This is a genomic window from Streptomyces griseicoloratus, from assembly GCF_014534645.1.
Classification (GTDB): Bacteria; Actinomycetota; Actinomycetes; order Streptomycetales; family Streptomycetaceae; genus Streptomyces; species Streptomyces griseicoloratus.
This window is the reverse complement of record NZ_JACVQF010000231.1, coordinates 80,131-98,204: the sequence shown is the minus strand read 5'-3', so window position 1 is coordinate 98,204 and position 18,074 is coordinate 80,131. Positions and strand designations below refer to the sequence as shown.

General features: G+C 72.6%; 14 protein-coding genes. 10 read left to right on the top strand and 4 right to left on the bottom strand.

From position 1 onward, the window contains the following. Positions 1–231: 231 nt before the first annotated feature. The gene (locus tag H0H10_RS34350; RefSeq protein ID WP_188185102.1) at positions 232–1,689 is read right to left on the bottom strand and encodes a cytosine permease; all 1,458 of its coding nucleotides are present in this window, start codon (positions 1,687–1,689) and stop codon (positions 232–234) included. Positions 1,690–1,863: 174 nt separating this feature from the next. Between H0H10_RS34350 and ftsY the strand changes: the two genes are divergently transcribed. Beyond that, positions 1,864–3,072: a signal recognition particle-docking protein FtsY gene (gene ftsY / locus H0H10_RS34345; RefSeq protein ID WP_188185101.1), complete on the top strand. Its 1,209-nt coding sequence runs from the start codon at positions 1,864–1,866 to the stop codon at positions 3,070–3,072. 161 nt (positions 3,073–3,233) lie between these two features. On the opposite strand, the gene H0H10_RS34340 is transcribed toward ftsY, so the two are convergent. Further along, positions 3,234–3,899: a bifunctional DNA primase/polymerase gene (locus tag H0H10_RS34340; protein ID WP_188185100.1), complete on the bottom strand. Its 666-nt coding sequence runs from the start codon at positions 3,897–3,899 to the stop codon at positions 3,234–3,236. Positions 3,900–4,344: 445 nt separating this feature from the next. On the opposite strand from H0H10_RS34340, the gene nsdA reads away from it, so the two are divergent. The 6 genes from nsdA (at position 4,345) to ftsH (ending at position 14,059) form a co-directional block, all read left to right on the top strand. Then, positions 4,345–5,838, top strand: coding sequence for a transcriptional repressor NsdA (nsdA, locus tag H0H10_RS34335; RefSeq protein ID WP_188185099.1), 1,494 nt, complete (start codon positions 4,345–4,347; stop codon positions 5,836–5,838). Positions 5,839–6,154: 316 nt separating this feature from the next. Continuing rightward, positions 6,155–7,495: an ammonium transporter gene (locus tag H0H10_RS34330; RefSeq protein ID WP_188185098.1), complete on the top strand. Its 1,341-nt coding sequence runs from the start codon at positions 6,155–6,157 to the stop codon at positions 7,493–7,495. Then, a complete protein-coding gene (locus H0H10_RS34325; protein ID WP_019328769.1) occupies positions 7,492–7,830 on the top strand; it encodes a P-II family nitrogen regulator in 339 nt (112 codons plus the stop codon). Before H0H10_RS34330 ends, H0H10_RS34325 begins: the two co-directional genes overlap by 4 nt. A gap of 24 nt (positions 7,831–7,854) precedes the next feature. Continuing rightward, complete coding sequence (locus H0H10_RS34320) at positions 7,855–10,302, top strand: [protein-PII] uridylyltransferase (protein ID WP_188185097.1); 2,448 nt, start codon at positions 7,855–7,857, stop codon at positions 10,300–10,302. 157 nt (positions 10,303–10,459) lie between these two features. Next, positions 10,460–12,010 carry a signal recognition particle protein gene (gene ffh / locus H0H10_RS34315; protein WP_188185096.1) on the top strand — a complete coding sequence of 517 codons (1,551 nt, stop codon included), beginning with the start codon at positions 10,460–10,462 and terminating at the stop codon, positions 12,008–12,010. Positions 12,011–12,112: 102 nt separating this feature from the next. Continuing rightward, entirely contained in the window at positions 12,113–14,059 is a 1,947-nt protein-coding gene (ftsH, locus tag H0H10_RS34310; protein ID WP_188185095.1) for an ATP-dependent zinc metalloprotease FtsH, read from the top strand. Here the strand turns inward: ftsH and H0H10_RS34305 are convergent. Both H0H10_RS34305 and H0H10_RS34300 read right to left on the bottom strand, forming a co-directional pair. Continuing rightward, positions 14,056–14,667: a hypothetical protein gene (locus H0H10_RS34305; protein WP_188185094.1), complete on the bottom strand. Its 612-nt coding sequence runs from the start codon at positions 14,665–14,667 to the stop codon at positions 14,056–14,058. The genes ftsH and H0H10_RS34305 overlap by 4 nt on opposite strands. A gap of 129 nt (positions 14,668–14,796) precedes the next feature. Then, positions 14,797–15,645: an SAM-dependent methyltransferase gene (locus tag H0H10_RS34300; protein ID WP_188185093.1), complete on the bottom strand. Its 849-nt coding sequence runs from the start codon at positions 15,643–15,645 to the stop codon at positions 14,797–14,799. Positions 15,646–16,425: 780 nt separating this feature from the next. Here H0H10_RS34300 and H0H10_RS34295 point away from each other — a divergent pair. The 3 genes from H0H10_RS34295 (at position 16,426) to H0H10_RS34285 (ending at position 18,010) form a co-directional block, all read left to right on the top strand. After that, positions 16,426–17,022 carry a hypothetical protein gene (locus H0H10_RS34295; RefSeq protein ID WP_188185092.1) on the top strand — a complete coding sequence of 199 codons (597 nt, stop codon included), beginning with the start codon at positions 16,426–16,428 and terminating at the stop codon, positions 17,020–17,022. 326 nt (positions 17,023–17,348) lie between these two features. Then, positions 17,349–17,768 carry a 30S ribosomal protein S16 gene (gene rpsP, locus H0H10_RS34290; protein ID WP_188185091.1) on the top strand — a complete coding sequence of 140 codons (420 nt, stop codon included), beginning with the start codon at positions 17,349–17,351 and terminating at the stop codon, positions 17,766–17,768. Positions 17,769–17,770: 2 nt separating this feature from the next. After that, positions 17,771–18,010: an RNA-binding protein gene (locus tag H0H10_RS34285; RefSeq protein WP_003973401.1), complete on the top strand. Its 240-nt coding sequence runs from the start codon at positions 17,771–17,773 to the stop codon at positions 18,008–18,010. The last annotated feature ends 64 nt before the right edge of the window (positions 18,011–18,074 follow it).

The window sequence follows — 18,074 nt, the reverse complement described above, 5'->3', positions numbered from 1 at the left end:
GCTCGGCCGGCCTCGCCCTCGCGGAACGGCCCCTGTGGTGAGGCCGTTCCGGCCGGACGGCTGTGGTTGGACGAGGGCGGTGTGGGGCCGGGGCATCGGGGCTCCGACGTCGTGACCGTGACCGCGGGGCGTGGCAGCCGGCTCACCGGGGCGTGATGCACCACCACGACGAACGTCCCCCTCACCCGGGCCGGGTGAGGGGGACGTTCGTCGTCGCTCGGCGTCGCGGAATCAGACGGACACGGGCTCCGGCCGCTCGGCCGGCGCAGCCGCCGGGGCGGTCTCAGGCGCGGCCACCGCCGGCTTCGGCAGGACGACGTACAGCAGGCCGGAGATCACGACCGTGGCGACCCAGCCGAGGCCGTACTCGCCGATGACGTTGTTGGCGGCCAGCGGGCCGGTGAACCAGTCGGAGGTGGTGAACATCAGCCCCGCGACCAGGCCCACCGCCCAGGCGGTCACGGCGGCGGGGGAGAAGCCGCCCCGGTACCAGTAGGCGCTGGTGCGGCCGGTGTCGGACAGGGCCTCGCCGTCGTACTCCTTCCGGCGCAGCATGTCCGCGCCGAAGACGCCGACCCACGCGGAGAAGGCGACCGCGAGCAGCGACAGGAAGGCGATGAACGAGCCCATGAAGCTGGTCGCCACGAGCATCAGCACGCCGCCGAAGACCAGCGAGATCACGGCGTTGACCGAGACCGCCCAGTGGCGCGGGATCCTGAAGCCCAGGGTCTGCGCGGTGAAGCCCGCCGAGTACATGGACATGGAGTTGATCAGCAGCATGCCGATCAGCGCGATCAGCAGGTACGGCACCGCGATCCAGGTCGGCAGGATCTCGCCGAGGAAGGAGACGGGGTCGGCGGCCGAGGCCAGGTCCGGCGTGGAGACCGCCATGACCGCGCCCATCAGGACCATGGGCAGCACGACGATGCCGGCGCCGCCGACCGTCACGCCCACGATCCCCTTGGAGGAGGCCGTGCGCGGCAGGTACCGGGTGAAGTCGGGGGCGGACGGGATCCAGCTGACGCCGCCCGCCGCGATCAGCCCGACGCCCGCGATCATCGCGGCCACGGATCCGGCGGACCGGTCGAAGACCGCGGACCAGTCGGTGTCGACCACCAGGTAGCCCAGCACCAGCACGGAGAAGACGCCGAAGAGGTACGTCGCGTACTTGTTGCACTTCTGCACGGCGTTGATGCCGAGCCCGGAGATCGCGAACGTCGCGACGACGAAGGCGAGCAGCATCACCATGTCCAGCACGCTGTTGGCCTTGATGCCGAACACGATGTCCAGCACGGTGAGCATGGCGTAGGCGCCGGTCACCGCGTTGATCGTCTCCCAGCCCCAGCGGGCGACCCAGATCAGCGAACCGGGCAGCAGATTGCCCCGCTGCCCGAAGACCGCCCGCGACAGTGCCATCCCGGGCGCGCCACCGCGCTTGCCGGCGATGCCGATCAGCCCGACCAGGCCGTACGACACCACGGGCGCGGCGCCCGCGACGACGAGTGCCTGCCAGAAGTTGAGCCGGTACGCCACGACCAGGCTCGCGCCCATCGTGAGCAGCAGCACGCTGATGTTCGCGCCGACCCAGGTCGGGAACAGCTCGCGGGTCCGGGCGGTGCGCTCGTCGTCGGGCACCTGCTCGATGCCGCGTGTTTCCAGTGCGCCTTCGGTCTCGGCGGTCTTGCTCATGTGGGGGGTCCGTGCCTCGATCGTGGGGAGAGGGAGCTGTCGGGACTCTACGCGCGTTGACGCGGCCTCTACCATCGTACTTTGATCCGACTCCTTCCTTCCAGTGGCCTTTGTCCTTTGGAGGAAGTCACAAGCGGGGTGTCCCCGGGGGCCATGACTGATACTGGACGGGTTATGGACATCGTCATCCTTGCTGTAGTCATCGCCGTGGTCGTGATCGGCGCGCTCGGCGGGCTGGTGGTCGGCAGCCGCCGCAGGAAGCAGCTGCCGCCCCCGCCCCCCGCGGCACCCGACATCACCGCCCCTCCGGCCGAGCCGCACGTCGGCGACGAGGCCGAGACGCCCCGCGAAGAACCGCGCCGGACGATAGAGGAGGTGGACCTCCCGGACGGCGGCACCGCCACCATCGAGGAACCGCCCGTCGTCGAAGAGCTCGAGATCCCGCAGATCGAGGTTCCCGAGCCCACCGCCGGCCGTCTGGTCCGGCTCCGTGCCCGCCTCTCCCGTTCGCAGAACGCCCTCGGCAAGGGCCTGCTGACGCTGCTCTCCCGTGAGCACCTCGACGAGGACACGTGGGAGGAGGTCGAGGACACGCTGCTCACCGCCGACGTCGGCGTGCAGCCCACCCAGGAACTGGTCGAGCGCCTGCGCGAGCGCGTGAAGGTCCTCGGCACGCGTACGCCCCAGGAGCTGCGCGGCCTGCTCCGCGAGGAGCTGATCACGCTGGTCGGCGCCGACATGGACCGCGAGGTCAAGACCGAGCCCGCCACCAGCAAGCCCGGCATCGTCATGGTCGTCGGTGTGAACGGCACCGGCAAGACCACCACCACCGGCAAGCTCGCCCGGGTCCTGGTCGCCGACGGCCGCAGTGTCGTCCTGGGCGCCGCCGACACCTTCCGTGCCGCCGCCGCCGACCAGCTGCAGACCTGGGGCGAGCGGGTCGGCGCCCACACCGTGCGCGGCCCGGAGGGCGGCGACCCCGCCTCCGTCGCCTTCGACGCGGTCAAGGAGGGCAAGGAGATCGGCGCCGACGTCGTCCTCATCGACACCGCCGGCCGCCTGCACACCAAGACCGGCCTGATGGACGAGCTGGGCAAGGTCAAGCGCGTGGTGGAGAAGCATGCCCCGCTGGACGAGGTGCTGCTCGTGCTCGACGCCACCACCGGCCAGAACGGCCTGATCCAGGCCCGGGTCTTCGCCGAGGTGGTCGACATCACCGGCATCGTGCTCACCAAGCTGGACGGCACGGCCAAGGGCGGCATCGTGGTCGCCGTGCAGCGCGAGCTGGGCGTGCCGGTCAAGCTGGTCGGACTGGGCGAGGGCGCCGACGACCTGGCGCCGTTCGAGCCGGAGGCGTTCGTGGATGCGCTTATCGGCGACTGACACCGCCGGCCGAGGCCGCTGCGCGTGCGAGTCCACGCGCGAGAAGAGGCGCCCGCCCCCTGAGGAACAGCCAGGGGACGGGCGCTTCGCCGTATCCGGTCGTTCCAGTGGCCGTCCGGTGGCCGTTCGTCCGGTGCCGTCCGGTGGCCGTCCGTGGCGGCCTACGCGCGCGAGCGATGGGCGACGTACGCCAGGGTCCCCAGCAGCAGGCGGGCCGCCGGGGGTTTCGTGGCCGAGTCGAGGGCCGGCGGGCGCAGCCAGCGCACCGCGCCCCGGCCACCCCGGTCGGAGGGCGGTGCCGTGACGTACGCACCGGGGCCGAGGCCGCGCAGGTCGAGGGCGGACGGGTCGTCCCAGCCCATGCGGTACAGCAGCCGGGGCAGCTCGGCGGCGGCGCCCGGGGCGACGAAGAAGTGGACCCGGCCCGGCGGGGTCGCCGTGACCGGGCCCAGGGGCAGGCCCATGCGCTCCAGCCGCGCCAGCGCCCTGCGTCCGGCGGTCTCGGCCACCTCGATCACGTCGAAGGTCCGGCCGACCGGCAGCATGACCGCGGCGCCCGGGAACTCGGACCAGGCGTCGGTCGCCGCGTCCAGCGTCGATCCGGCGGGGATCTCCGGTGCGAAGTCGAGGGGATGTGCTCCCGGCGCCCGGCAGTCGCGGCGGCCGCAGGAGCAGGCCCCCGCGGCGGCCCGCGCGCCCGGCACCACGTCCCAGCCCCACAGCCCGGTGAACTCGGCCACGGCGGTGCATTCCGGCGAGCGGGCGCGACGGCGCGAACCGGTCCGGATCTCACGCATGCCCCGGCTGCTGCCGATCGTGAAGCCCATACCCCCTCCAACGGATCCGACGCACCGGCGGTTACGCAGCGGACGTGAAACGTGACTCTCTGTTTCCACCTCCCCAGTGCCGCGCGTTTCAGACGGCGCCTGGAGGCAAACGGGGTGGCGCGGATTCCGGTGCACGCCCCGGTGCGCACCGCTGCACCCGCCTGCGGTTGTCCTATGTCAAGTGAATCGTGTGACGCGGGTCGTGAGTTCATTCGAAGGGGTGGCGAATGGTGGCGTTTCCGGGATCGCCATGGCTGGACGCGTGATCGTAGGATTACTTTGTGTGCACGGAGCCTTGTGGCACATGCCCGAGTGGGTATGCCGGGGGCAAGTCGGCTTTCCGTTCGAAGGGTGGCAACCGCCGGACGGGCGGCCGTCCGCACCGGCATTCTGATAGGGCTTGGCGCACTCGGCGACAGATGGTCTCAGGGATGGGGGCGTTCCAGTGAGCGGCAACGGCGGAAGCGGAACGAGCGCTGTGCACGCGACGCACGCTGACAAGCGCCCCAACGAGCTGCTCACCTCGTGGTTCGCGCGCAGCGGCTGGTCCAAGGGCGAGCTGGCCCGGCAGGTCAACCGCCGGGCCAGGCAGCTCGGTGCCAACCACATCTCGACGGACACCTCGCGCGTGCGCCGCTGGCTCGACGGCGAGAACCCGCGCGAGCCGATCCCCCGGATCCTGTCCGAGCTGTTCTCCGAGCGCTTCGGCGTCGTTGTCTCCGTCGAGGACCTGGGCCTGCGCGCCACCCGCCCCTCCCCGTCCACGACCGGCGTCGACCTGCCCTGGACGGGCCCGCAGACCGTGGCACTGCTCGGCGAGTTCTCGCGCAGCGACCTGATGCTGGCGCGGCGCGGCTTCCTCGGGACCTCGCTGGCCCTCTCCGCGGGCCCGTCCCTGATCGAGCCCATGCAGCGCTGGCTCGTCCCCTCGCCCCCGCCCCCCCGCTCCGAGCACGCGTCCGCGCCCGCCACGCGCGCGCGTGGGCGCCTGTCCAAGCCCGAGCTGGACCTGCTGGAGTCCACCACGGTGATGTTCCGCCGCTGGGACGCCCAGTGCGGCGGCGGCCTGCGCCGCAAGGCGGTGGTCGGCCAGCTCCACGAGGTGACCGACCTGCTGCAGGAACCCCAGACGGAGGAGACCCGGGCGAGGCTGTTCAAGGTCGCCGCCGAGCTCGCCGAGCTGGCCGGCTGGATGTCGTACGACGTCGGGCTGCAGCCCACCGCGCAGAAGTACTTCGTGCTCGCCCTGCACGCCGCCAAGGAGGCGGGCGACCGGCCGCTCGGCTCGTACATCCTGTCCAGCATGAGCCGCCAGATGATCCACCTCGGCCGGCCCGACGACGCCCTGGAACTGATCCACCTCGCGCAGTACGGCAGCCGCGACTGCGCGAGCCCGCGCACCCAGTCGATGCTGTATGCGATGGAGGCCCGCGCCTATGCCAACATGGGCCAGCCCGGCCGGTGCAAGCGGGCGGTGCGGATGGCCGAGGACACCTTCGCCGAGGCCGACGAGTGGGACGAGCCGGACCCCGACTGGATCCGCTTCTTCTCCGAGGCAGAGCTGTACGGCGAGAACTCCCACTCCTTCCGCGACCTCGCCTACGTCGCCGGCCGCAGCCCCGCGTACGCCTCCCTCGCCGAACCCCTCATGCGGCGGGCCGTGGAGCTGTTCGCCGCCGACAGCGAACACCAGCGGTCGTACGCGCTGAACCTGATCGGCATGGCCACCGTGCACCTGCTGCGCCGCGAACCCGAGGAGAGCACGGTCCTCGTCACCGAGGCCATGGGCATCGCCAAGAAGGTCCGCTCCGAACGCGTCAACACCCGCATCCGCAAGACCGTCGACACGGCCGTACGCGACTTCGGCGACCTCGGCGAGGTCGTCGACCTGACCCGGCGGCTCGCCGTCGAACTGCCCGAGACCGCCGAAGCGGTCTGAAGCCCCGACAAGCCCCGGCCGCGGCCGGCCCTCCCGAACTGCCCGACTCGGCTCCCCCATGCCAGGTCATTCGGAGGCCGCCGCGGCCGGCTCCGTGTCCCGTGCGGAACGTTGCGCCACGATAACGATCGCGCGGCGCGGAATCCGGCAGTTCATCGACGCGTAACACGCCAGGCGCCTTCGTCACGGCGGCGAAACAACGAGGGGCGTCCACCGAAACCGCGCTGCGCCAATCTCGTGGCGCATAACCGGCCCACCCCTCATTCCCGCTCAGGCTTCGCCCGCACGGGGCCGTACCAACGACGAGGAGACGCCGATGGCTCCAGCCATCACGCTCGCCGCAGAGACGGAGCTCTCTGCCGCCAACACGGGCTTCATGCTCATCTGCTCCGCCCTGGTGATGCTCATGACCCCGGCCCTGGCCTTCTTCTACGGAGGCATGGTCCGGGTCAAAAGCACCCTGAACATGCTGATGATGAGCTTCATCAGCCTCGGCATCGTCACCGTCCTGTGGGTGCTGTACGGCTTCTCCATGGCGTTCGGCACCGACACCGGCAGCATCGTCGGCTGGAACTCCGACTGGGTCGGCCTCAGCGACATCGGCCTGACCGAGCTGTGGGACGGCTACACGATCCCGGTCTTCGTGTTCCTGGTCTTCCAGCTGATGTTCGCCGTCCTCACCCCCGCCCTGATCAGCGGAGCCCTCGCGGACCGCGTGAAGTTCACGGCCTGGGCGCTGTTCATCGCGCTGTGGGCCACGGTCGTCTACTTCCCCGTGGCCCACTGGGTCTGGGGCGCCGGCGGCTGGGCCTTCGAGCTGGGCGTGATCGACTTCGCCGGTGGTACGGCCGTGCACATCAACGCCGGTGCCGCGGCGCTCGGCGTGATCCTCGTCATCGGCAAGCGGGTCGGCTTCAAGAAGGACCCGATGCGCCCGCACAGCCTGCCGCTGGTCATGCTCGGCGCCGGCCTGCTGTGGTTCGGCTGGTTCGGCTTCAACGCCGGCTCGTGGCTCGGCAACGACGACGGCGTCGGCGCGCTGATGTTCGTCAACACCCAGGTCGCCACCGGCGCGGCCGTGCTCGGCTGGCTCGCCTACGAGAAGATCCGCCACGGCGCGTTCACCACGCTGGGCGCCGCCTCCGGCGCGGTCTCGGGCCTGGTCGCCATCACCCCGGCGGGCGGCGCGGTCTCCCCGCTCGGCGCCATCGCCGTCGGTGTCATCGCCGGTGTGCTGTGCGCGATGGCCGTCGGCCTGAAGTACCGGTTCAACTACGACGACTCCCTCGACGTCGTCGGCGTCCACCTCGTCGGCGGCATCCTCGGCTCCCTGCTCATCGGCTTCTTCGCCACCGGCAAGGGCCAGTCCGACGTCGCGGGCCTCTTCTACGGCGGCGGCCTCGACCAGTTCTGGAAGCAGTGCGCGGGAGTCTTCGGCGTCCTCGCCTACTCCCTGGTCGTCTCTGCCATCCTCGCCCTCATCCTGCACAAGACCATCGGCATGCGGGTGACGGAGGACGAGGAGGTGGCCGGCATCGACCAGGCCGAGCACGCCGAGACCGCATACGACTTCAGCGGCGCTGGCGGGGGTGCCGCCCGGACGACCGCCGTGCCCGCCCACGTGGCCCAGGCCGAGAGCAAGAAGGTGGACGCATGAAGCTCATCACCGCCGTCGTGAAGCCGCACCGGCTCGACGAGATCAAGGAGGCCCTGCAGGCCTTCGGAGTCCACGGACTCACGGTCACCGAGGCCAGCGGCTACGGCCGCCAGCGCGGCCACACCGAGGTCTACCGGGGCGCCGAGTACACGGTCGACCTGGTGCCCAAGATCCGCATCGAGGTGCTGGTCGAGGACGACGACGCCGAACAGCTCATCGAGGTCGTCGTCAAGGCGGCCCGGACCGGCAAGATCGGTGACGGCAAGGTCTGGTCGGTCCCGGTCGACACGGCCGTCCGGGTCCGCACCGGCGAGCGCGGCCCGGACGCCCTCTGACCACGACAGAACAGGAGTCGCTGGGTGACGAGTACGGACGTGACGAAAGAAGCAGAGGACTCGGGACCCGGCGGCTACGCGGCGGCCCGGCTGCGCCTCCTCACCGAGGGGGCGCGGTCCGGGCCGCCGCGCCGTACGGCCCTCGCCGGACTGACCGACGACTGGCTGTCCGGCCTCTTCGGCGCGGCGGCCGCGGGGCTGAGCGGAGTCTCGCTCGTCGCCGTCGGCGGCTACGGCCGCGGCGAGCTGTCCCCGCGCAGCGACCTGGACCTGCTCCTGCTGCACGACGGCGGTGACGACAAGGCGGTCGCCGCCCTCGCCGACCGCCTCTGGTACCCCGTGTGGGACCTCGGCCTCGCCCTCGACCACTCCGTCCGCACCCCGGCCGAGGCCCGGAAGACGGCGGGGGACGACCTCAAGGTCCAGCTCGGACTGCTGGACGCCCGCCACCTCGCCGGCGACCCGGGACTCACCGCCGGCCTGCGCACCGCCGTCCTCGCCGACTGGCGCAACCAGGCCCCCAGGCGCCTCCCCGAACTGAAGGAGCTGTGCGCCGAACGCGCCGAGCGCCAGGGCGAACTCCAGTACCTGCTGGAACCCGACCTCAAGGAGGCCCGGGGCGGGCTGCGCGACGCCACCGCCCTGCGCGCCGTCGCCGCCTCCTGGCTGGCGGACGCCCCGCGCGAGGGCCTGGCCGACGCCCGGCGCCGGCTGCTCGACGTCCGGGACGCCCTCCACCTGGCCACCGGCCGGGCGACCGACCGGCTGGCCCTGCAGGAACAGGACCAGGTGGCGGCCGAGCTGGGCCTGCTGGACGCCGACACGCTGCTGCGGCAGGTCTACGAGGCGGCGCGCGTCGTCTCGTACGCCAGTGACGTCACCTGGCGCGAAGTGGGGCGCGTGCTGCGGTCACGGTCCGTGCGGCCGCGGCTGCGCGCCATGCTGGGCGGCGGCAAGCCGGGCGCCGAGCGGTCCCCGCTGGCCGAGGGCGTCGTCGAGCAGGACGGCGAGGTGGTGCTCGCCCGCACCGCACGCCCCGAACGCGACCCCGTACTCCCCTTGCGTGCCGCGGCCGCCGCCGCACAGGCCGGCCTCCCGCTCTCCCTGCACGCCGTACGCCGCCTGGCGGCCACCGCACGCCCCCTGCCCACGCCCTGGCCCGCCGAGGCACGCGAGCAACTGGTGACCCTGCTGGGCTCCGGCCGGCCCACCGTGGAGGTCTGGGAAGCACTGGAGGCGGAGGGGCTCATCACGCGCCTGCTCCCGGACTGGGAGCGGGTCCGCTGCCGCCCGCAGCGCAACGCCGTGCACGTCTGGACCGTCGACCGGCACCTGATCGAGACGGCCGTCCGCGCCGCCGAGTTCGCCCGCCGCGTGCACCGCCCCGACCTCCTCCTCGTCGGCGCCCTGCTGCACGACATCGGCAAGGGCTGGCCCGGCGACCACTCCGTGGCGGGCGAGACCATTGCCCGGGACGTGGCCGCCCGCATCGGCTTCGACCGCGCCGACGTGACCGTCCTCGCCACCCTCGTACGCCACCACCTGCTGCTCGTCGAGACCGCCACCCGGCGCGACCTGGACGACCCGGCCACCGTGCGTTCGGTCGCCGAGGCGGTCGGCACCCAGGGCACCCTGGAACTGCTGCACGCCCTGACCGAGGCCGACGCCCTGGCCACCGGGCCGGCCGCCTGGTCGTCCTGGCGCGGCTCTCTCGTCGCCGACCTGGTGAAACGGGTCTCGGCCGTCCTCGCGGGGGACCCGCTGGAAGACCCCGAGGCCGCCGCACCCACCGCCGAACACGAACGGCTCGCCCTGGAGGCGTTCCGCACGGGCGGGCCCGTGCTGGCCCTGCGCGCCCAGACCGAGCCGCCGGCGGAGCGCGACCCGGCCGGCGGACCCGAGCCCCTGGGCGTGGAGCTGCTGATCGCCGTACCGGACCAGCCCGGCGTGCTCCCCGCGGTCGCCGGCGTCCTGGCCCTGCACCGGCTGACCGTGCGCACGGCCGAGCTGCGGGCCCTTCTGCTGCCGGACGGCGTCGACGGCTCCGCCCTGCTGCTGCAGTGGCGGGTCGCAGCCGAGTACGGCTCCCTGCCCCAGGCCGCCCGGCTGCGCGCCGACCTCGTCCGGGCCCTGGACGGCTCCCTGGACGTCGCCGCCCGCCTCGCCGAGCGGGACGCGGCCTACCCCCGGCGCCGGGGCGTGGTCGCGCCGCCGCCGCGGGTGACGGTCGCACCGGCCGCCTCCCGCCTCGCCACGGTGATCGAGGTCCGCGCCCAGGACGCGCCCGGCCTGCTGTTCCGCATCGGCCGGGCCCTGGAGGGCGCGCGGGTGCGGGTACGCAGCGCGCACGTGTCGACCCTGGGCTCGAACGCCGTCGATGCGTTCTACGTCACCGGCGCCGAGGGGGCGCCGCTGCCGGGGGAGGAGGCGGCCGCGGTGGCGTCACGGCTGGAGGAGGCGCTGCGAGCGTGACCGTGCGGCCGGGGCACGCGTCCACGGACGTGCTCCCCGGCGGTGCGGGGTTTGCGTCCCCGTCCCCTCTCCGCGGTGGGCAGGGACGAATTGCTTGCCGGGCCGGATACCCTGGAGGGCGACCCACACCAACGCCGACGCGAGGACCTACGCCGCCGTGTTCGATACTCTCTCCGATCGCTTGTCAGCCACCTTTAAGTCCCTCCGGGGTAAGGGCCGGCTGTCCGAAGCGGACATCGACGCCACGGCCCGCGAGATCCGCATCGCGCTCCTCGAGGCCGACGTCGCCCTGCCGGTGGTCCGCGCCTTCATCAAGAACGTCAAGGAGCGCGCCCTCGGTGCCGAGGTCTCCAAGGCGCTGAACCCGGCCCAGCAGGTCCTCAAGATCGTCAACGAGGAGCTGGTCACCATCCTCGGCGGCGAGACCCGCCGCCTGCGCTTCGCCAAGCAGCCGCCCACCGTGATCATGCTCGCGGGTCTGCAGGGTGCCGGTAAGACCACCCTCGCGGGCAAGCTCGGCAAGTGGCTCAAGGAGCAGGGCCACTCCCCGCTGCTCGTGGCCTGTGACCTCCAGCGCCCCAACGCCGTGAACCAGCTCAGCGTCGTCGCCGAGCGCGCCGGCGTCGCGGTGTACGCCCCCGAGCCGGGCAACGGCGTCGGCGACCCGGTCAAGGTCGCCAGGGACTCCATCGAGTTCGCCAAGGCCAAGGTCCACGACCTGGTCATCGTGGACACCGCCGGCCGCCTCGGCATCGACCAGGAGATGATGCAGCAGGCCGCGGACATCCGTGACGCCGTCTCCCCGGACGAGATCCTGTTCGTCGTCGACGCGATGATCGGTCAGGACGCCGTCAACACCGCCGAGGCCTTCCGCGACGGCGTCGGCTTCGACGGCGTGGTGCTCTCCAAGCTGGACGGCGACGCCCGCGGTGGTGCGGCCCTGTCGATCGCCTCGGTGACCGGCAAGCCGATCATGTTCGCGTCGAACGGCGAGAAGCTCGACGACTTCGACGCCTTCCACCCGGACCGGATGGCCTCCCGCATCCTCGACATGGGTGACCTGCTCACCCTGATCGAGCAGGCGGAGAAGACGTTCAGCCAGGAAGAGGCCGAGAAGATGGCCTCCAAGCTGGCGTCCAAGAAGGGCCAGGACTTCACCCTGGACGACTTCCTGGCCCAGATGGAGCAGGTCAGGAAGATGGGCTCCATCTCCAAGCTGCTCGGCATGCTCCCGGGCATGGGCCAGATCAAGGACCAGATCAACAACCTCGACGAGCGGGACGTCGACCGCACGGCCGCGATCATCAAGTCGATGACGCCGGGCGAGCGCCAGGACCCGACGATCATCAACGGCTCGCGCCGCGCCCGTATCGCCAAGGGTTCCGGTGTCGAGGTCAGCGCCGTGAAGAACCTGGTCGAGCGGTTCTTCGAGGCCCGCAAGATGATGTCCCGCATGGCCCAGGGCGGCGGGATGCCGGGCATGCCGGGGATGCCGGGCATGGGCGGCGGACCCGGCCGGCAGAAGAAGCAGCAGAAGAAGGCCAAGGGCAAGCAGCGCTCCGGCAACCCGATGAAGCGCAAGCAGCAGGAGCAGGAGGAGGCCGCCCGCCGGGCCGCCGCCGCCCAGGGCGGCAACGCCCTCGGCCTGCCGCAGCAGGGCGGCACGGAGTTCGAGCTGCCGGACGAGTTCAAGAAGTTCATGGGCTGACGGTTCTCGTCACCGCGTCGCTGGGGGCGCCCCTCGCCAAGGGGCGCCCCCAGCGACGTACAAGCGCATGCCCGCGCCGCTTTCCTGGCGTAACGTCCGGATATGGCCAATCCCTCTCCGCCGCGCAAGGCCACCGAGCCGCCCTGGCGCACCGAGGGCACCCCCGAGGAGCCTCCCAAGCCGCCGCCCGGCGGGAGGAGGATGCGGGGCGGCTGGTGGAGCCTGGTCCTCACCGCGCTGGTCGTCTACCTGATCGCCAACCTCGTGCTGTCCTTCTTCAACGGGCGCGACGAGCCGACCATCTCGTACACCGAGTTCAGCAGACAGGTCGACGCGGGCAACGTCAGCAAGATCTACGCCAAGGGCGACGCCATCCAGGGCCAGCTGAAGAAGGCCCAGGACGACCCCGAGGGCGAGGGGACCTACACCAAGTTCCAGACCGAGCGGCCGACCTTCGCGGACGACCAGCTCTGGGACGACCTGACCCGGCACGACGTCACCGTCACGGCGGAACCGGTCGTCCAGCACCGCAGTTTCCTGGCCAACCTGCTGATCTCGCTGGCCCCGATGCTGCTCCTGGTCCTGCTCTGGGTCTTCATCGCGCGGCGCATGAGCCGGGCGATGGGCGGCGGAGCGGGCGGCATGCTCGGCCGCAAGGCGCCGCCCAGGCCCGTCGAGCTGCGGCCCGGAACCAAGCGCACGACCTTCGCGGACGTGGCCGGCATCGACGAGGTGGAGGGCGAGCTCAGCGACGTCGTCGACTTCCTGAAGAACCCCGACGCCTACCGCCGGATGGGCGCCAAGATGCCCCGGGGCGTGCTCCTCGCGGGACCGCCCGGCACGGGCAAGACACTCCTGGCGCGCGCGGTCGCCGGGGAGGCGGGCGTGCCGTTCTTCTCGGCCTCCGCCTCCGAGTTCATCGAGATGATCGTGGGCGTGGGCGCCTCCCGGGTACGGGAGCTGTTCGCCGAGGCCCGGAAGGTCGCGCCGTCGATCATCTTCATCGACGAGATCGACACGATCGGCCGGGCCCGCGGCGGCGGCGCCGGGGTGGGCGGCCACGACGAGCGGGAGCAGACGCTCAACCAGATCCTCACCGAGATGGACGGCTTCTCGGGCTCGGAGGGCGTGGTCGTCATCGCCGCCACCAACCGCGCCGACGTCCTCGACCCCGCCCTGACCCGGCCCGGCCGCTTCGACCGGGTGGTCCACGTCTCGCCCCCGGACCGGGGCGGCCGGGAGGCCATCCTCGACATCCACACCCGGGAGATCCCGCTCGCCCGGGACGTCGACCTCGCGCAGGTCGCGCGCACGACTCCGGGGATGACCGGCGCCGAACTCGCCAACCTCGCCAACGAGGCCGCCCTCCTCGCGGTCAAGCGGAAGCAGGACCGGGTGACGCAGGGGGACTTCTCCGAGGCGCTGGAGAAGGTCCAGCTGGGCGCCGAACGCTCGCTCGTCATGCCCGAGGACGAACGCCGGCGCACCGCCTACCACGAGAGCGGGCACGCCCTGCTGGGCATGCTGCAGCCGGGCGCCGACCCCGTCCGCAAGATCACCATCGTGCCGCGCGGCCGAGCGCTGGGCGTGACGCTGTCGACGCCCGACTCGGACAAGTACGCGTACACGGAGGAGTACCTGCGCGGCCGGATCATCGGCGCGCTCGGCGGCATGGCGGCGGAGCACGTCGTGTACGGCGTGATCACGACGGGTTCGGAGAACGATCTGGAACAGGTCACCCGGATCGCGCGCGGCATGGTCGGGCGCTGGGGCATGAGCGAGCGGGTCGGCCGGCTGTCCGCCCTGCCGGGCGACGCCCAGCAGGCCTACGGGCTGGCCGCCGCCCCGCAGACCCTGGACGCCATCGACGGCGAGATGCGGCGGGTTGTCGACGAGTGCTACGAGGAGGCCTGCCGCAAGCTGCGCGACCACCGCGGGCAGCTCGACGCGCTGGCCGAGGCGCTGCTGCTCAACGAGACGCTGGACGAGGCCGACGCGTACCGGATCGCCGGCATCACCCGGCTGACCAAGGAGGGCCCGGAGGCCTAGCCGCGCCCGCGCTGTTGGTCAGGGCCTGGGAAGCTCCAGACGTAGGGCTCGCCGCCCTCCGGCGACCAGTGGACCTCCACGCTCGTGGCGTCCGCGGGGACCAGGTACGTCACGCAGAAGACGTGACGCCCGCCCCGCTCCCAGCTCCCGACGCCGTACGGGTCCTCGCACCCGGGGGCGGCCTCCGAGGCGCCGGCGAGGACGGCCCCGCGCCGGCCGTCGGCGAAGACCGCGGTGCGGTCGCGCACGCCGGAACCGTCGGTGAGGTCCGGTCCGCCCTTGTGCGTGTACGCGACATGCGCGACGACCGGCACCCTGCCCTCCGCGTCGGCGGCGTCCGCCACCGCCTTCGCGGCCTGGGCCCGCGTGCCGACGTCGACCCGCTGCGCCACGACCGCGTAGGTGACCTCGTCGACCTTCCCCGTCGCGCTCTCGCCCCGCGCCATCGCGCCGCCCGCGGAGGCCGAAGGGGAGGGCGGGGCGGACGTGGCCGGGGCCGCCGCGCGCTCGGCGTCGGTGCCGTCGTCCGCGCTCCCGCACGCGGTGAGGGCGAGCGTGAGGACGGCGACGGGCGCGACGAGGCGCGGCACGGTCCTGTGGTGCGGCACTGCGGCTCCTGTGTACAGACGTTCCTGTCCCCGTTCCTGTCCCCCGACGGTGGATCAGGTTAAGGGGCGGTGAGCCCTCGGGAGGAACGGAGGCGGCCGCACGAAGCCGGTTCGAGGCGGGGCCGGCGGTCAGGGGGTCCGGGCGATCAGATAGCGGAAGACGTTCGGCATCCACACCGTCCCGTCCTGCCGCCGGTGCGGATGCAGGGCCTCCGTCAGCTCCTTGTCCACCTGCTCCTGGTCGGTCGCCGCGATCGCCGCGTCGAACAGCCCGGTCGACAGCAGCCCGCGCACCGCGCTGTCGACATCGGCGTATCCGAAGGGGCACGCCACCCGCCCGGACCCGTCCGGCCTCAGCCCGGCCCGCTGGGCGACCTCCTCCAGGTCGTCGCGCAGGGCGGGGCGCCAGCTGCCGGCGCTGCGCAGCGGGTCCGCCAGCTTGGTGCCCACCCGCAGCACGGACGTCGTGGCGCACCGCTCCGGCGGTCCCCAGCCGGCCAGGACCACGGCCGCCCCCCGCTCGGCGAGCGGTGTGGCCTCGGCGAGCAGTTCGCCCAGTCCCTCGGCGTCGCCCGCGAGGCATCCGATGGGTTCGAAGGCGGTCACCACGGTGAACGCCGGGTCCGCCGCGTCGCGCGGTACGCGGTCGGCGATCCGGGCGTCCGCGCCGGTGCCCGTGTCCCACGCCTCGGGCAGCAGCCGCCGCCGGGCGAGCTCCAAAAGCTCCGGGGGCCCGGAGTCGACACCGGTCACCGCGGCGCCCCGCGAGGCCGCCATCAGCAGGGCCAGCCCGGAACCGCAGCCCAGCCCCAGCAGCCGTGTGCCGCCGCCGACGTCCAGTCGCTCGTAGACGGCCTCGTAGAGCGGTACGAGCATCCGCTCCTGTATTTCGGACCAGTCACGCGCGCGTGCCCGCAGGTCCACGCGGGGCGCGGCCCCGGCGTGAGGCAGGTGCTGACGCACGAGCGTAGGTGTCATAGGAAAGCGCCCCAATCGCCGAGTGTTGCCGCCGTGCCGATTCCCTGGCCCCCGTGAGTCGCGCTCGCACTCCCCCCGTATGTCAGGAAACTCCGGGCGCGCCGTGGCGTCCAGTGGTAGCGGGGGCCGGGTTGCCCGATCCCCGCAGGAGTGGCGAGATTTCACATTCCGGCAACCCGGGCCACTGCGGCGCGCCGCCGCCGATCGCCCTGCCGGGCCGTCCTCGGCGCCGGTGAGAGGGTGGCCGGATCCTGTCGCCGGCGATGACTGCGGGTCGCGGGCCGCCGCGCCGGCCCGCGTCTGCCATGCCGCATGGTGCCCACGAGGCGGTTCCGGCCAAGGTCCACGGGGCGCGCCCGGCGTGGCGGTGGGGCCCCGGCACCGCCCTGGGCACCGGTCCGCCGGCTCGTCGGCCGTGGTGAGCGGGCCGGGGCCGGACGCCGGCGCCGCGGTGGCCGGGCCGGTGCCGGGCGCCGGACGCGCACCCGGTAACGTCGCGCCCGCCGGTGCGCCTCGCGGAAGGGCGTCCTCCCGGCACGACGGCGGCCGAAACGCGCCTTGCGCACCCGCGCGCCGCCCACTCCCCGGCGCGTGGACAGGGCGTACGCGCTGGCGCGTACGCCGGACTACGCACCGGCTTGGTACGAGCTGTGAGGCTTCTCCGCAGATCAGCGCACCCGCCCTCGTCGGGACGCATCAGCGGCAACTGACGGGTACGTGCAAATTATTTGGGATGCCCCGGAATAGGAACACAGCGGCACCCAGGCTCGTTGTCATTACGTGAGCACGACACCACCTGTTCTCGCCGCAGAGCTGGCGCAGGCGTGGGCCGACATTCAGCGGCACCACCCCGAGCTGCCCGATCTTGCCGCGCCCGAGTCCCTGATCGGAGAGTCCTCGTCCGCCTGCGGGCACGAACTCTCCTTCGAACGACTGCTCCATGAGGCAGTCCACGGCATCGCCGCCGCGCGAGGAGTGCGCGACACCTCCCGCGCCGGCCGGTACCACAACCGCAGATTCCTCTCGATCGCCGAGGAGCTGGGCCTGGACCACCCCGAGGAACCGCATCCCAGCAGCGGCTTCTCCCTGGTCACGCTCACCCCCGAGGCGAAGCGCCGCTACCGCCCGACGATCGAGCGGCTCCAGCGCGCGCTGAAGGCCCACACCGCGGCGACCGCGGCCGACTCGGCCCGCACCTTCCGCGGCCCGGCCGCCCGGCACGGCTCCTCCGGCGGCGGGGTGCGCGTGAAGGCGGTCTGCGACTGCGGCCGCAACGTCCGGGTCGTGCCGTCGGTCCTGGCCCAGGCCCCGATCATGTGCGGCGGCTGCGGCAAGCCGTTCCGGATCCCGGAGCCGGTCGGCGCGGTGGCGGGCTGACGGCCCTCCCGGCATCTCGTGGGTGCCGCAGGAGCGCGTGCGCCCGGCCGACGGGGTGCGGCGGGAGGTCGCGGCACCCCGCCGGCCGAGGGTGCCGCCGCGGACCCGGGCCTCCCGCCGGCGCCGGGTGTCCGCGGAGCGTGCCCGCGCTCACCCCTGGGCCGGAGGCGATCCGCGCGGTATGGCACAATGGCTAGCTGTACTCGACAGCCGCACAGGACCCCTCTCTCCTCCGGCTGACGCGTCCATCGGGCACTCGGGTACCGCAACCCCACGCGGCGTTCCCGCCGTGCCCCACCACGTCAAATCCAGGAGAACCCACTCCCGTGGCAGTCAAGATCAAGCTGAAGCGTCTGGGCAAGATCCGTTCGCCTCACTACCGCATCGTCGTCGCCGACTCCCGTACCCGTCGTGACGGCCGTGCGATCGAGGAGATCGGCAAGTACCACCCGACGTACAACCCGTCGGTGATGGAGGTCGACGCCGAGCGCGTGGCGTACTGGCTGAGCGTCGGCGCCCAGCCGACCGAGCCGGTGCTCGCCATCCTGAAGAAGACCGGCGACTGGCAGAAGTTCAAGGGCGAGCCCGCCCCGGCGCCTCTGCTGCAGCCGGCCGAGAAGCCGGCCCGTCCGTCCTTCGAGGCGCTCGGCGGCGACGACGAGGGCAAGGGTGAGGCCATCACCCAGAAGAAGAAGGCCGACAAGAAGGACGAGGCCGCCGCCGAGTCCGAGTCGACCGAGGCCTGAGCATGCTCGAGGAGGCTCTCGAGCACCTCGTGAAGGGCATCGTCGACAACCCTGACGATGTGCAGGTGGCCTCGCGCAACCTGCGCCGCGGGCGCGTGCTCGAGGTCCGGGTCCACCCGGACGACCTCGGCAAGGTGATCGGCCGCAACGGCCGCACCGCACGCGCTCTGCGTACCGTCGTGGGCGCCATCGGCGGCCGCGGCGTCCGTGTCGACCTCGTCGACGTGGACCACGTCCGCTGACGCTTCGCAACGCAGCACCGGCTCGGGCCGGGGAGGGCCACAGGGCCGTCCCCGGCCCGACGTC